Here is a 14194-nt window from a genome sequence, read left to right on the forward strand (position 1 = left end):
CAAAGCCTTTCCGCAGACGAATCTCTATACTGTTTCACAGACCATGCTGCCCTGACGGGCGGCCATATTCCTTAATTCGCTGACAAGCGTGGAGAAATGAAATGCGACATCCTTTAGTGATGGGTAACTGGAAACTGAACGGCAGCCGCCACATGGTAAACGAACTGGTTGCTAATCTGCGTAAAGAACTGGCTGGCGTTGCTGGCTGTGCAGTAGCAATCGCTCCGCCGGAAATGTATATCGACCTGGCGAAACACGCCGCTGCCGGTAGCCACATTATCCTGGGCGCGCAGAACGTTGACCTGAACCTGTCTGGCGCATTTACCGGTGAAACAAGTGCTGAAATGCTGAAAGATATCGGCGCGCAGTACATCATTATCGGTCACTCTGAACGTCGTACTTACCACAAAGAGTCTGACGAGCTGATCGCTAAAAAATTCGCCGTGCTGAAAGAACAAGGTCTGACTCCGGTTCTGTGCATCGGTGAAACCGAAGCAGAAAACGAAGCGGGCAAAACTGAAGAAGTCTGTGCACGTCAGATCGACGCCGTTCTGAAAACTCAGGGCGCGGCAGCATTCGAAGGCGTCGTTATCGCTTACGAACCAGTTTGGGCTATCGGTACCGGTAAATCTGCAACTCCTGCTCAGGCTCAGGCTGTTCACAAATTCATTCGTGACCACATTGCTAAAGCTGACGCGAAAATCGCTGAACAAGTTATCATCCAGTACGGCGGTTCCGTAAACGCAGCGAACGCAGCAGAACTGTTCGCTCAGCCGGACATCGATGGCGCGCTGGTTGGCGGTGCTTCTCTGAAAGCAGATGCCTTCGCGGTCATCGTTAAAGCAGCAGAAGCGGCTAAACAGGCGTAATGCTGTTGAGGCGGGTAGCGCTTCGCTGACCCGTCCTCCAAGACTGTAGGCCCGGTAAGCGTTAGCGCTACCGGGCTTTTTTTACAACTTACCCAACACGCTAAACCACAGATAATCCAGCGGCAGAAGAAGCAGATATGTTGCCGTCGCCAGCGCGATACACAGCAGCATCCCCGCCCTCGCAGGCACTTTCCCAAGCGCCATCGCCACCACAATCGGCGAAGCCTGATACGGCAGTAGCGGTGTGGAATACCCCAATACCTGAATCATAATTACCGACAGCAGCGGGAACCCAGTCGCATCGGCAAAACTTTGCGCCAGAGTGGTATACAGCGCCGGAACGCCGTTCGCCGTCATAATAAAATTGAGTGCGGTGGTAATGCCGGTCAGCGCGAGAAAGCTGGTAAATGGTTTTTCCTCATCCAGCGGCATCACCTGTAACAGCGCCTCGCCCACTGCATTGCCAATGCCGGTCTGGGTAACGGTAATTGCCAACCCCAGAATCCCCGCCACGTAAATGCAGGTCCTGATATTTACCCCGGAGGAAAACTCGTCGCCATTGATAAAGCCAACCCGTGGTAGCAGCGTGATAACCGCTGCCGCCAACCCGGTCCACGCAGGCCCTATACCGTGCCAGCGTTCACTTACCCACAGCAGCAGCACCACTGCTAACATCCAGGCCAGACGTTTTTCATCCCGGCTCATTGGTTCCGCTGGCGTGAGATCGCGCGGTGCGTGGGGCTTGCCAGGGAACAGCCAGCAGATAAGCATGATGAGCACCGCGCCTTTCAGCCAACCCAGAACCGGCGTATGCAGCAGCAAATAGGGAAGATAATTGAGGTGGATGCCGTAAGAGCCTTCCGCCGCGCCGCTCATTACCAGATTTGGCACGTTCGCGGGTAAAATGGTCGCGGAAAGCTGGAACGTCCCAAACCCGACGGCCAGCGCCAGACCATACCAGGCGCGCGTACCCTCGTTAATTCCGGCACGCTTCGCCATTGCGGCAACAATCGGCATCAGCAGCGCAATACGCCCCATATTGGACGGCATCACAAACGCCAGCGCGTAACTGAGCAGCACCACGCTCGCCACCATTAACGGCCAGGAATCGGTCAATCGCGATGACAGCGCTCTCGCCGCCCTGTCCGCCAGCCCCGTTTTGCGAATCGCGATACCCAGCACAAAACCACTAAAGACCAGCCAGAATGCCGAAGACGCAAATCCGCCAAAGATCACATCCGCAGGTGCGATTTTGGCGACCATTGCTACGGCAAAGAACAGCAGCGCCGTTATAAACTCCGGCAGTAGCGACGTCGCCCAGAGCAGGATAGTAATGCCAACCACCAGAGAGGGGATAAACAGAGGGTGTGTAAGCCAGAGCGACATGCCTGTCTCCTGTTGTTTTTTTCAACAAGAATACGGGGACAGACATGCGGAGTAAATGCCAGATTAGGTGGGGTTAACGCAGAATATCACATTGATGATCCTGAATTTCCTCAGCGGAGGCGAGATTGAGCGACAACAGATTGCGCTGGGTCGCCAGCAGGACAAAGGACTCATCGCTCTGACGCACCATCGCCAGCGCATAGCTGCCCATGTGCTCACGCGCATCCGGCACCTCTTCCGCCAGCATCATAAACGGGCTGCGTTGCGCCAGTTCATTTTCCGTGACGCGACGCGCCAGATATTCATGACCGCGCAGCCCACCCGGTAATGGCAGCCAACGAGTGCTGATTTTCGCCAGATTGTCATCCAGCTGTTTTCTGACATCGGTCCGCAGGCAGGAGATATGAATATGCAGATGATTTTGCGTACGCCCACTACGCGAGTTAATGGTCAGCGATACCGCTTTGTCAGGGATTTCCTGACCGTATTTTTGGCTCATAAAGCTGCGCGCCTGCCAGGCCAGCCAGAAAAAGTTCGGCGTCCCTGATTTCAGCAGCAACGGGCTTTCCGTTCCGTTGATACGCCAGGTCGGCATCAACAGGTATTGCAGTGGGCCGTTACGATCTTTGAACACCACATATCCGGCATCCGGCTTCACTTCGGCGCACGGCGCGGGATCCTGCTGCTGCAACTGGTGCGGCAGGCATTGCTGAAGAACGATCTGGCGTAATGCGTCCGGGTTACCGGTGAATTTCCAGTACCCGATACCTGCAGCAGCGGCGACTACAATCACCGCCAGTAAAAGATAGCCTGCTTTTTTCATTACGCGTTCCCTGTATCTCATTGAAGGGCAAGAGTAACGCAAAACCATGACAAATAAAAAACCCGGTCGCGTTATGCCACCGGGTCGGTAAATCACAGACTTATTTAGCGCTTGCTGATCTGGTCAAACGTACCACCGTTAGAGAAGTGCTCTTTCTGCGCTTTCGTCCAGCCGCCAAACTCTTCGTCGATGGTGAACAGTTTCAGCTTCGGAAATGCATTTTCGTATTTCTTCGCAACGTCTGCATCACGCGGACGATAGTAGTTTTTCGCTGCAATTTCCTGACCTTCCGGTGAGTAGAGATATTTCAGGTAGGCTTCCGCCACCGTTTTGGTGTCTTTCTTTTCCACGACTTTGTCGACCACGGAAACGGTCGGTTCCGCGAGGATAGATTCACTCGGCGTCACTATCTCGAATTTGTCTTTGCCCAGCTCGTTTGTCGCCAGCAGGGCTTCGTTTTCCCAGGCGATCAGCACATCACCGATACCGCGTTCAACGAAGGTATTGGTTGAGCCACGCGCACCGGAGTCCAGCACTTCAACATTCTTATACAGGGCCTTCACGAAGTCTTGTGCCTTGGCCTGATCGTTGTTGTTGTGGTGCAAGGCGTAGCCCCATGCCGCCAGATAGTTCCAGCGTGCGCCGCCTGAGCTTTTCGGGTTTGGCGTAATGACCGACACGCCTGGTTTGATCAGATCGTTCCAGTCATGAATTTGTTTGGGGTTGCCTTTGCGGACCAGGAAAACGATGGTGGAGGTGTATGGCGCGGAGTTATCCGGCAGACGCTTAATCCAGTTTTTATCGATACGACCACGTTCAGCAATGGCATCCACATCGTAAGCCAGCGCCAGCGTCACGACATCGGCTTCAATACCGTTAATGACGGAGGTCGCTTGTTTACCCGAACCGCCATGCGACTGGCGGATCACGACGTTGTCGCCCGTTTCCTGCTTCCAGTGCGCGCTAAAGGCCTTATTGTACTGCTCGTACAATTCACGCGTTGGATCGTATGATACGTTAAGTAACTGAATATCCTTTGCCAGAACGCTGGTCGATGCCAGCAATAATGTTAACCCTACGCCCCATTTGTTCATCGCCCAGCTCTCTTATGTGGTGTTGTGATGAGCAAAGCGTGCCAGAAAGGTATCCAAACATTAAAGAATAAAAAAAGATTTGCTATAACTTGGGGGAATAAATGCGGGGAATTGTGCCGAATGGTGGTTAGCGGCTCATCAGGCCTACAAGTCTTTACAACCTGTAGGCCTGATGCGCTTAGCGCCATCAGGCGCGGAAAAAACAATCAGTACAGTTTTTTCGCGCAGTCCAGCCAGTCACCTTTGAACGGACGCTTCATGTTTTCAATCGCGTCGATGATGTCGTGGTGAACCAGTTGCTCGTTCTGAATACCTACACAGCGACCGCCGTGACCTGCCAACAGCAGTTCAATGGCATATGCGCCCATACGGGACGCCAGGATACGGTCGTAAGGCACCGGAGAACCACCACGCTGGATGTGACCCAGTACGGTTGAGCGCGTTTCACGACCCGTTTCTTTCTCGATGTAATGCGCCAGTTCGTCAACGTCACACATGTGCTCAGTGATCGCCACAATCGCGTGTTTTTTACCTTTCGCGATGCCGGCTTTGATTTCAGCAACCAGATCGTCACGGCTGAATTCCACTTCCGGAACCACCACAAACTCACAGCCACCAGCAATGGCAGCCGCCAGAGTCAGATCGCCACAGTAGCGGCCCATCACTTCAACGATGGAAATACGCTGGTGAGAAGAAGAGGTATCACGCAGACGGTCAATCGCTTCGACTACGGTACCCAGAGCGGTGAAATAACCGATGGTGTAGTCGGTGCCTTTGATATCGTTGTCGATAGTGCCCGGCAGACCGATGCATGGGAAGCCCATTTCAGTCAGGCGTTTTGCCCCCATGTATGAACCGTCACCACCGATAACAACCAGCGCGTCAATGCCACGCTTTTTCAGGTTTTCGATAGCCACGGCACGCACGTTTTCGTCGCGGAATTCCGGGAAGCGGGCAGAACCGAGGAATGTACCGCCACGGTTGATCATGTCGGACACGCTGTAGCGGTCAAGTTGAACCATACGGTCTTCATACAAACCCAGGTAGCCATCATGGATCCCCATGACTTCCAGCCCTTCCGTCAACGCTGCACGTACAACACCACGGATTGCTGCGTTCATGCCCGGCGCATCACCGCCGCTTGTCAACACACCGATTTTCTTAATCATGACTACCTCTGAACTTTGGAATGCAAAATGAAATCTGCTGCCGGAAGTCGATTCCGCATATCGAAACGATCCAACGAATATGCAGATAGTATAACAATCACTTCCTGCTGAATTGATTCAGGTCAGGCCAAATGGTGGTAATTTATACACAAAATGCTGGCCCGGTTCACTTTTTTACAACGAATTATAAAAGCTCAAACATCTTGCCTTCCTTGGGTACGACCGAACAGGGATCCTGATGAATGATGACATCCGATCCCGGGAAACGCCGTAAAATTGCCTGCTCTACCTGTTCAGCCACTAAATGCGCCTGAACGAGCGGCAGATTATCTTCCATTTCCAAATGAATCTGAATAAAGCGGGTCGGCCCTGACTGCCGCGTGCGAAGATCGTGAGCGCCGCTGACTCCAGGCCATGACGTCACAATATCAATAATTTCCTGACGTTCTTCATCGGGTAAAGCGCGATCCAGCAAAGACTGTACCGCCTCATAACCCATGCGTAATGCACTATATAAAATATAGATGCCAATCCCGAGCGCAAACAAGGCATCTGCGCGATGCCAGCCGTACCATGCCAGCCCAAGCGCCACGAGAATCGCACCGTTCATCATAACATCAGACTGATAATGAAGCATATCCGCCCTAACGGCCTGACTTTGCGTGCGCTTCACCACCCAGCGCTGAAACGAGACCAGAATGATTGTACACACTAACGCAATGATGGTGACAACCACCCCGACGCCAGGATCTTTCATTGGCGTGGGTTGGATGAGATGCTGAATCCCGGTCAGGAATAAAAACAGCGCCGAACCGGAAATAAACATGCTTTGCGCCAGCGCCGCCAGCGATTCCGCTTTTCCGTGTCCGAACGTATGTTCATCATCGGCCGGTTGCAAAGAATAGCGCACCACCAACAGGTTGGTTAACGACGCGGCGATGTCCACCAAAGAATCCACCAGCGCTGCCAGAATACTGACCGATCCGGTGTACCACCACGCAAAAATCTTGATCAAAAGTAACAGCGATGCCATTACGGTCGCCGCGATTGCCGCCCGGCTAACCAGCCGCCCATAGGTTTGATTCATAAACACTCCTGCCAGGATATGCCGCTAGTATAACGGATGAAGTAAAACAGTCAGGCAATAACCGAGTGACAAATTTTGGGCAAAAAAAACCCCCACATCATGTGGGGGAAGACAGGGATGGTGAAGAAATCCAGCAAGTAACACAATGGAATAAAAGGATTTATTCTAATCTTCGTCTACATTTTGACTACACTTCGACAAAGAAGCAGCCAGGCGCACCGCGCTTGGCTGTTCCGTTTTTGAGCACCATCGACAATAATACCCGCCTCAATACGGAGGGTATCCAATGGAAAAAATCATCACCATCATTGCAGCGATAGCCGGTATCGCTTTCTGGGTCGGGCTTATAAATCCGAAGTGGGTTTTTATGCCAAACAGGAAAAAATCTTCACTCGTCTATTTTGCAATCTGTATTATCGTTAGCGCTATTGGCGCAAGCCTATCCCCAAAGCAAACAACAGCACCGCAAGCGGCAGCAGCGCCAGCCGCTACCCAACCACAGAAAAAAGAATTCGAATACGCAACCAAAACACTTAATGATTGGCGTCTTAGCTCTAAAAAAGAGCGCCGCAACATCATTGAAACGTTTACAAAAATCAATGAATTTCCACAATCTTCAATCAATGGTTTTTACGGTTGCGTAAGCGAGTATTCATACACAAAATCCAAAGATCTCCAGCTCGGCATGGTGCTCGATTGGTGCCAGGGTGATTATAAAAATGACCCAACATCCTTGGATAATCGCGTCACGTTTGACACCTTCGAAGATCAATTCAATCACTGGAGTGGGGCGTATAAACCATTAGAGACTGCCATCAAGAAAAGTATGAATAACGATGATTCATATGAACACGTAGAAACAACCTATCGGGTGATGATGAAAGGAACACCTCATGCCATTGTTAGCACAACATTCAAAGGCACAAACGCTTACGGGGCAGTTGTAAAACAAACAGTTTCTGCGGACGTGGACATCAAAAGCGGTCAGATAATAAAAATACTTGAGCAGTAGAAACAAATAACCCGCCTATTTTTCAGGCGGGTTTGTTTTTTATAACACCAAACTTAACTGGTCTTCGCCGTGATGACTTCGCGGGAAAACATCTTGAGGAACCACCGCGCCGGGGACTGGCTGAGTCTGGTTTAATGATTCGTCTATTTGCGTCATGCTGGTAAAGCAGTAGCCGCACAACATGTTTTGACACTGGTGATAACTGCGTCGCACTAAATCACTCAACTCTACACTGGTACGAGTTTTCGCAACTGCACGGCAGCGAGGACAGCGCATTGCCATACGCGGGCCTCCTCTGGGCTGGTTAATATCACGTCAAGTATAACGCTTAACCCGTTGATTCGTCACCCGCCTCAGCCGTCCATTCATCGATCTTAACTTCCAGCTCCAGCGAGGTGGTAAAACCTCCGCTGCCGATATCATGCACACATCGGGTAATCGTCCAGTAGCCATTATCAATCGTGGACTTAAAGCCCGATACGCTTGCCGGTTGTTCCGGGTACAAATCCGCCCGGCCCCGCGCCAGTGTGATGGAGAATGACGCCGCGCCACGCTGTAACTGGCTCCACTTCGCCGCTGCTGCCCGCTTCGCTGCCTTCTCCGTTTTAAACGTCTTGCGGATCACGAATACGTTGCCTTCCGCGCCTGCCATATAATCCCCTTCCTTGCTGCTTGAGGCGGGTTCTTTCGGCTTCTTCGGCTGGGTTGTTCTACGGCGTCTGCGGGTGTTTGTCTGTACCGTGGTGGCGGGTTTCTTACCGAAATTCAGATCCAGCCAGTAAGCAGTAACGCCGGTATAAGCGTCACGATCGGCAATGCTAAAGCTGTGCTTGTCACCGCTGGCCCGCACAATGCTGATCGCCGGTAATGGTTTACCGCTCTGGGTTACGCCCTGCCCCGGCGTGATGAACAGCAACATGCCGTTTTTGACGGTGGCAACCGCGCCCAGCATATCCGCCATTCTGGTGAGAAAGCTGATATCTGATTCACTGGTTTGGTCAGCGTGATCGATCTCAATCTTCGCCAGCTCCTCGCTTACCCCGGCGCGCAGGTCGTACCGGCTGGCGATACTGGCAACCACATCACCAACGGTAATATCGTGCCAGGAGTATTCACGCTTCACGTTGAACGTGTCGCGAAAATCTGCGCTGCGGGCGCTGATGGTGAGCTGGTCAGGCGGGCCACGGTGCGCAACCTCATCAACGGTGTACAGCCCTTTAAATACCAGCGGATCATTATCCCATCCCAGCGAAACGGAAATCTTTGCACCGCGCGATGGCATCACTATCTGCCCGTCTGAATCGTCCAGCGTGAGATCAAGCGTATCCGCTTCAAATCCCCGGTTGTCCGTCAGAGACAACGAGATCAAACGGTCATCCAGCGCCGTGAGCTGCTTGCCTTCAATCTGAATACTGAACGCCGGGCGGGGCGAATAACGCGCATCATCATCCAACATCTTATTGGTTCCCTCATTGGTGAGGGTACCATCGTCGCCACGCGCGCGCGTACAGACAACGCGGGGCCGTTGTTGCGGTCTGCTGACAACGCCCACCTCTCGCACCGGCTGGCAATTGTCGCAATGATAAGTGGCAATCATTGACCTGGCGAGGCAACTACATGGCCACAAATTACCATCACGGTGCAACCGTCACGGAAACCACCGATCTAAGCACGATGATCACCGATATTGATTCGGCGGTTATCGGCGTCGTTTGTATCGCTGACGATGCGGACGAAGACGCTTTCCCGCTGGATACCCCTGTACTCATTACCCGCGTGGCTAACATGCTGGGCAAAGCAGGCAAAACCGGCACCCTGTTCACCACCCTGAAAGCCATTTCAGACCAGACCAGCCCACAGACCATTGTGATCCGCGTGGCTGATGCGTCAAAAATTCCACCACCGGAAACCGGCACCGCCCCGACTCAGGATCAGCTGGTCATTGGCGGCACTGACCCGGAAACGGGGCTATTCACCGGCATGTATGCGCTGCTATCGGCTGAGATGCGTGTTGGCGTCCGTCCGCGTGTGCTTGCCGTTCCCGGCCTTGATACTCAGCCAGTGGCGGCGCAACTCGGCGTGATGGCGGAGAAGCTGCGCGCCTTTGCTTATGTTTCAGCAAACGGCTGCAACACCATTGCAGAGGCAAAGGAATACCGCGAGCAGTTTGCCCAGCGTGAAATGATGGTGATCTGGCCTAACTTCATTTGCTACGACACCAACGCGGGGTCAAACGCCACCGTGCCGGTGGGTGCTCATGCGGTAGGGATGCGCGCCAAAATCGACGCTACGCAGGGCTGGCACAAAACCATTTCCAACGTGCCGGTGAATAACGTGCTGGGGATGGATCGCGATATCTATTTCACCCTACAGGGCACCGATACCGATGCGGACGAGCTGAACGCCGCAGGCGTCACCACCCTGATCAAACAGGACGGCTATCGCATCTGGGGATCGCGCACCTGCGACGAAGAAACCTACATCTTTGAGAGCTACACCCGTACCGCTCAGATTGTAGCGGACACCGTGGCAGAAGCGCACTTCTCTTACGTTGATAAACCGCTCACCCCGTCGCTGGTGAAAGATATCGTTGACGGTATCAACCGCAAGCTGACGTCTTATGTGACGGCTGGCAAGCTGCTGGGTGCGCGCTGCTGGTATGACCCTGAACCAAATACCAGCGAAACGCTGCGCAACGGGCAGCTCACCATCAAATACAACTACACGCCTGTTCCACCGCTGGAAAATCTCAGCCTGGTGCAGGAGTTCACTGATGAATACTTCGCTACGTTTTCCAGCGCAGTGAATAACTAACCGGGGGCGCGTATGGCTCTGCCTAAAAAACTTAAATACTTCAACATGTTCTTTGACGGGGATAACTATTTCGGCATGGTGCCGGAAATCACCCCGGCGAAGTTAACCCGCAAAACAGAGGATTATCAGGCCGGTGGTATGCCTGGTTCTGTCGCGGTCGATCTCGGCTTTGATGCCGGGGCGCTGGATATGGATATCACCCTTGGCGGCATGGATGCGGGGCTTCTGAAAAAATGGGGCATCGCCACCGCCGATGGTATGCAAACACGTTATGCGGGGTCGTACCAGGATGATTCAACCGGCGAAGCGGTACCCGTTGAAATCCAGACGCGTGGGCGCTTTACGGAGATGGATCCGGGCACGTCCAAAACCGGGGATGATACTTCCCATAAGTACACCCTGAAAAATACCTATTACAAGCTGACCATCAACAGCGAAGAAATCATTGAAGTTGATGTGCTCAATATGATCTACAAAGTTGGCGGCGTTGACATGATGGAAAAACACCGCGCCAACATTGGCCTATAAGGAATTAACGCACCATGACCAAAGTAACCGGTAAAGAAGTTGTCACGCTCAATGCGCCTATCGTTCGCGGCAAGACGGCAATCAACGAAATCACGATCACGCCAGTCTTAAAGCAGGCCGGATCGCTGCGTGGCTTAAAAGTCTATGACGTTCTGACGTCGAATTATGATGCGCTGGTTGTTCTGCTGCCCCGCGTTACCGCCCCGGCGCTGACCGCTGACGAAATCGCCCGCATGGATACGTGGGACTTCTGCCAGCTCGCCAATGCGGTGGTTGATTTTTTGCAACCACCTTCGGATCAGAGCGGGACGGATACGGGCAGCGCGTCATCCGATGCCCCTGCGAACGCATAGAAAACTTAATGGCGGATATCGCCGTCATTTTCCACTGGCGACCAGCGGAGATGGACGCCATGACGGTAGAGGAACTTCTGTTATGGCGTGATCAAGCCGCTGCGCGCAGTGGCGGAGATCAATAAAATGGCAGACCGCAAATTAAATATTCAGGTGGCATTCAGCGCCCTGAATAATATGTCTCAACCTGTCAACGCGGCGCGCCAGAGTGCCGCCGCGCTGGCCTCTCAGATTAAGCAGACGCAGAGCAGCATCAAAGGGCTTGAGCGTCAGGCTACCAGCTTTGACCGGCTGACCAACGCCAACAAAAAAACCACCGATCAACTGGCTCAGGCAAAGACGCAGGCGCGTGAAATGGCGGCGGCTTTCGGCCCACTTAAACAGCGCAGTGCTGAACAAGTTACCGTCCTCAACCAGCAGCGGGCAGCTATCCGCAACCTCACAGCCCAGCAGAAAGCGGAACAGGCCCAGCTCAACCAGTTGCGCGCCAGCTTCTACAGCGAAGGGATTGCGATCAGCAGTACCAGCCGGGCAACGGAACAAATCAGCCAGCGCACCGCGCAGTACAACCGCCAGCTTACTGAGCAGCAGCGGCGGCTTGAGTCCGTCACTCAGGCGCAGGCCCGCTATGCCCGCGCCAAAGAAACCGGTGAGAAGCTGCAAAGTTCAGGCATGAAGACCGCAGCGACCGGCGCGGCGGTACTTGCCCCCGTAGCAGCCGCCATCAAGAGTTACAGCAGCCTGGAAGATGCCATGAAGGGCGTATCCAAACAGGTGAATGGTCTGCGCGATGATGACGGCAACCGCACCGCTCAGTTTGCGGAGATGCAAAACGCCATCAAAGACGCCGCCGAAAACCTGCCCATGCCCAATGGGGCCGTTGATTATGCCGCGCTGGTAGAGGGCGGCGCACGTATGGGCGTGGCTAACAGTGATGACCCGTGGCAGAAACAGAAAAAGGATCTGCTGGATTTTGCCAACACTGCCGCCATGGCCTCAAAGGCGTTTGAGCTACCTGCCGATCAGCTGTCGGAAAGCCTGGGTAAAATCGCCGGTCTGTATAAGATCCCCATTCAGGATATTGGCAAGCTGGGCGACGTCATCAACTATCTGGACGATAACGCCAAATCAAAAGGCTCTGACATTATCGACGTGTTGCAGCGCGTGGGTGGTGCTGCCGATCAGCTCGGCTATCAGAATGCGGCGGCACTTGGCTCCACGTTCCTGAGCCTTGGTGAACAATCCGAAACAGCGGGCACCGCTGTTAAAGCGATGGTGCGCGAGCTGGGCAACGCAATGGTGCAGCCGGATCGGTTTATGGAAGGTCTGGACGCGCTGGGGTTGAGCGCTGAAAGAGTGCAAAAGAACATGGCAAAAGACGCCATGGGCACCATTATGGCGGTAATGGAGGCCACCAAAAAGCTGGAACCAGATAAGCAAATGAACGTGCTTACTCAGCTCTTTGGCGATGAGTACGCAATGGCGGTTTCCAAAGTCGCTAACAACCTGCCGGAGCTGCGCAGGCAGCTCGAATTAACCCACGGCACCGCGTCGAAAGGCTCCATGAAGCGGGAATCCGATATTGATAAAGATTCCCTTTCATCACAGTGGCAGATAACCAAAGCTGAGTTTGGCAACAATTTCAGCGCGCTGGGCGAAACTATGCGCGGGCCAATGATGGCGATTATGAAATCAGTCGGCGGCGTCCTGCAATCAATCCGGGGCTGGATTGAAGCCAACCCGGCACTGGTTGCCGCCATCATGAAGACCGTCGCCGCGATTGGTGCCATTCTCACGGTGCTGGGTTCGCTTATGCTGGCGCTGGGCGCAATACTCGGCCCGATGGCGCTTGTGCGCCTGAGCTTTACCACGCTGGCAGGTGAAGGCGGGATCGCTAAGCTGCTGACCAGCATCACCCGGCTGGGCGGCGCGTTTCAGTGGCTGGCAGGTTCGCCTATGCAGGCGCTGCTTATTGCCGGTCGGGCAGTCTTTGGCCCCCTGATCACGCTGCTGGCGGGTATCTCTGCCCCGGTCTGGGGTCTGATTGCTCTGTTTGCTGGCGTCGCTATTGCGATCATCCAGTTCTGGCAACCTATCAAGGCGTTTTTCAGCGGGTTCTTTACCGGCCTAATGCAGGGGCTACAGCCGATCTTTTCTATCGTTTCCGCCGTATTCTCGCCGCTGGTACCGATATTTGACGCCATCATCTCCGCGCTCAGTACGGTATGGGACTGGTTTACAAAGCTGTTTGAGCCGATCCAGTTCTCTACTGAGGCGCTGAAATCCTGCACCAGTGCCGGGGAATCCTTCGGCAAGATTGTGGGTGATGCCATCTCACTGGTGCTATGGCCCGTTGAACAACTCTGGAAAGGTCTGGATCTGGTGCTGGAAAAGCTGGGCTTGATCCCCGATCAGGCAGAGCGGGCCAAAAAAGCCGTTGAGCAGGTGAACACGCAGAAGAAACTTACCGGGCTGGCGGATACGCTTGCCGGGGATCTGAAAGCCGTCACCGCGCAATCGAAGAAGGAGGAGGAGAAGAAGGAGCAAAAGCGGAAAACGGAACAGAGCCAGCAGCAACAGGCGCTTGCCAATAACCTGAAAGGCCCGGCGAACCTCGCACCGAAGATCAGCGGTAGCCTGGATAAAATTGCCAGCAACACGGCAGAGAAGAAAGACGGCCCCGGTGAAATCGTATTCAAAAATAAACAGCCGTACATTCCTATCCGTGGCGGGTATGCCGAACCGGTGCAGCAGGTTCAGCGGCAGGTGCCATCACTCACCGCATGGATGCAGCAGCAGGCTGGGGCGCTGGTTTCCTCAGTGCTGCCGTACAGCGTTCAGCAACCTGCCACCCGTTCACCAGTGTCGGCGGTTCCGTCTGCGGCTTCCGTCGCGGCGCTAATGCCTGGCGGCGACGTGTTTAACTTTGAAATTAATATCAACGACGCGGGCCAGATGGATGAGCAAAAACTTGTCCAGCGTATCCGCGAAGAGTTCACCGTTGCCCAGCAGCAGGCCGCACGGCGCAAACGCTCGCAACTGACCGACCACGAATAAGG

14 protein-coding genes are annotated in these 14194 nt (G+C 53.8%); 7 read left to right on the top strand and 7 right to left on the bottom strand.

The annotated features are described in order from the left end of the window. The first annotated feature begins 101 nt into the window (after window positions 1-101). Complete coding sequence (gene tpiA / locus HV345_RS22485; protein ID WP_003028783.1) at window positions 102-869, top strand: triose-phosphate isomerase; 768 nt, start codon at window positions 102-104, stop codon at window positions 867-869. A gap of 81 nt (window positions 870-950) precedes the next feature. On the opposite strand, the gene HV345_RS22490 is transcribed toward tpiA, so the two are convergent. From HV345_RS22490 to fieF, 5 genes are all read right to left on the bottom strand, one after another. Then, the gene (locus HV345_RS22490) at window positions 951-2255 is read right to left on the bottom strand and encodes an SLC13 family permease (protein ID WP_181636069.1); all 1305 of its coding nucleotides are present in this window, start codon (window positions 2253-2255) and stop codon (window positions 951-953) included. Between the two features lie 73 nt (window positions 2256-2328). Next, on the bottom strand, window positions 2329-3078 hold the full coding sequence (locus HV345_RS22495; protein ID WP_016155248.1) for a CDP-diacylglycerol diphosphatase: 750 nt from the start codon (window positions 3076-3078) through the stop codon (window positions 2329-2331). Between the two features lie 104 nt (window positions 3079-3182). Continuing rightward, window positions 3183-4172, bottom strand: coding sequence for a sulfate/thiosulfate ABC transporter substrate-binding protein Sbp (gene sbp / locus HV345_RS22500; RefSeq protein WP_016155247.1), 990 nt, complete (start codon window positions 4170-4172; stop codon window positions 3183-3185). Window positions 4173-4378: 206 nt separating this feature from the next. Then, the gene (gene pfkA, locus HV345_RS22505; RefSeq protein WP_003028778.1) at window positions 4379-5341 is read right to left on the bottom strand and encodes a 6-phosphofructokinase; all 963 of its coding nucleotides are present in this window, start codon (window positions 5339-5341) and stop codon (window positions 4379-4381) included. A 184-nt stretch (window positions 5342-5525) separates the two neighbouring features. Further along, window positions 5526-6428 carry a CDF family cation-efflux transporter FieF gene (fieF, locus tag HV345_RS22510; protein WP_016155246.1) on the bottom strand — a complete coding sequence of 301 codons (903 nt, stop codon included), beginning with the start codon at window positions 6426-6428 and terminating at the stop codon, window positions 5526-5528. 286 nt (window positions 6429-6714) lie between these two features. Between fieF and HV345_RS22515 the strand changes: the two genes are divergently transcribed. Beyond that, window positions 6715-7440: a hypothetical protein gene (locus HV345_RS22515; protein WP_181636070.1), complete on the top strand. Its 726-nt coding sequence runs from the start codon at window positions 6715-6717 to the stop codon at window positions 7438-7440. 39 nt (window positions 7441-7479) lie between these two features. Here the strand turns inward: HV345_RS22515 and HV345_RS22520 are convergent, their stop codons facing one another. Both HV345_RS22520 and HV345_RS22525 read right to left on the bottom strand, forming a co-directional pair. Then, entirely contained in the window at window positions 7480-7722 is a 243-nt protein-coding gene (locus HV345_RS22520) for an ogr/Delta-like zinc finger family protein (protein WP_001514747.1), read from the bottom strand. A gap of 46 nt (window positions 7723-7768) precedes the next feature. Further along, entirely contained in the window at window positions 7769-8896 is a 1128-nt protein-coding gene (locus tag HV345_RS22525) for a phage late control D family protein (RefSeq protein ID WP_181636071.1), read from the bottom strand. 161 nt (window positions 8897-9057) lie between these two features. On the opposite strand from HV345_RS22525, the gene HV345_RS22530 reads away from it, so the two are divergent. From HV345_RS22530 to HV345_RS22550, 5 genes are read left to right on the top strand one after another with little or no spacing between them, the layout of a single operon-like run. After that, window positions 9058-10254, top strand: coding sequence for a phage tail sheath subtilisin-like domain-containing protein (locus HV345_RS22530; RefSeq protein ID WP_181636072.1), 1197 nt, complete (start codon window positions 9058-9060; stop codon window positions 10252-10254). A 12-nt stretch (window positions 10255-10266) separates the two neighbouring features. Continuing rightward, window positions 10267-10782, top strand: a complete 516-nt coding sequence (locus tag HV345_RS22535) for a phage major tail tube protein (RefSeq protein ID WP_004956533.1) — start codon at window positions 10267-10269, stop codon at window positions 10780-10782. Window positions 10783-10796: 14 nt separating this feature from the next. Beyond that, a complete protein-coding gene (locus tag HV345_RS22540) occupies window positions 10797-11135 on the top strand; it encodes a phage tail assembly protein (protein ID WP_181636073.1) in 339 nt (112 codons plus the stop codon). Between the two features lie 50 nt (window positions 11136-11185). Beyond that, window positions 11186-11260, top strand: coding sequence for a GpE family phage tail protein (locus tag HV345_RS26530; protein ID WP_326490683.1), 75 nt, complete (start codon window positions 11186-11188; stop codon window positions 11258-11260). 1 nt (window position 11261) lies between these two features. Further along, window positions 11262-14192 carry a phage tail tape measure protein gene (locus tag HV345_RS22550; RefSeq protein ID WP_181636074.1) on the top strand — a complete coding sequence of 977 codons (2931 nt, stop codon included), beginning with the start codon at window positions 11262-11264 and terminating at the stop codon, window positions 14190-14192. Window positions 14193-14194: the final 2 nt, after the last annotated feature.

It is taken from the genome of Citrobacter sp. RHBSTW-00986, assembly GCF_013783065.1.
Taxonomy (GTDB): domain Bacteria; phylum Pseudomonadota; class Gammaproteobacteria; order Enterobacterales; family Enterobacteriaceae; genus Citrobacter; species Citrobacter braakii.

Coding starts and splice junctions, on each gene's coding strand:
- HV345_RS22515 (WP_181636070.1), top strand. CDS start 6,715: ATGGAAAAAATCATCACCATCATTGCAGCGATAGCCGGTATCGCTTTC.
- pfkA (WP_003028778.1), bottom strand. CDS start 5,341: ATGATTAAGAAAATCGGTGTGTTGACAAGCGGCGGTGATGCGCCGGGC.
- HV345_RS22530 (WP_181636072.1), top strand. CDS start 9,058: ATGGCCACAAATTACCATCACGGTGCAACCGTCACGGAAACCACCGAT.
- HV345_RS22540 (WP_181636073.1), top strand. CDS start 10,797: ATGACCAAAGTAACCGGTAAAGAAGTTGTCACGCTCAATGCGCCTATC.
- tpiA (WP_003028783.1), top strand. CDS start 102: ATGCGACATCCTTTAGTGATGGGTAACTGGAAACTGAACGGCAGCCGC.
- HV345_RS22490 (WP_181636069.1), bottom strand. CDS start 2,255: ATGTCGCTCTGGCTTACACACCCTCTGTTTATCCCCTCTCTGGTGGTT.
- fieF (WP_016155246.1), bottom strand. CDS start 6,428: ATGAATCAAACCTATGGGCGGCTGGTTAGCCGGGCGGCAATCGCGGCG.
- sbp (WP_016155247.1), bottom strand. CDS start 4,172: ATGAACAAATGGGGCGTAGGGTTAACATTATTGCTGGCATCGACCAGC.
- HV345_RS22520 (WP_001514747.1), bottom strand. CDS start 7,722: ATGGCAATGCGCTGTCCTCGCTGCCGTGCAGTTGCGAAAACTCGTACC.
- HV345_RS22525 (WP_181636071.1), bottom strand. CDS start 8,896: ATGTTGGATGATGATGCGCGTTATTCGCCCCGCCCGGCGTTCAGTATT.
- HV345_RS22535 (WP_004956533.1), top strand. CDS start 10,267: ATGGCTCTGCCTAAAAAACTTAAATACTTCAACATGTTCTTTGACGGG.
- HV345_RS22495 (WP_016155248.1), bottom strand. CDS start 3,078: ATGAAAAAAGCAGGCTATCTTTTACTGGCGGTGATTGTAGTCGCCGCT.
- HV345_RS22550 (WP_181636074.1), top strand. CDS start 11,262: ATGGCAGACCGCAAATTAAATATTCAGGTGGCATTCAGCGCCCTGAAT.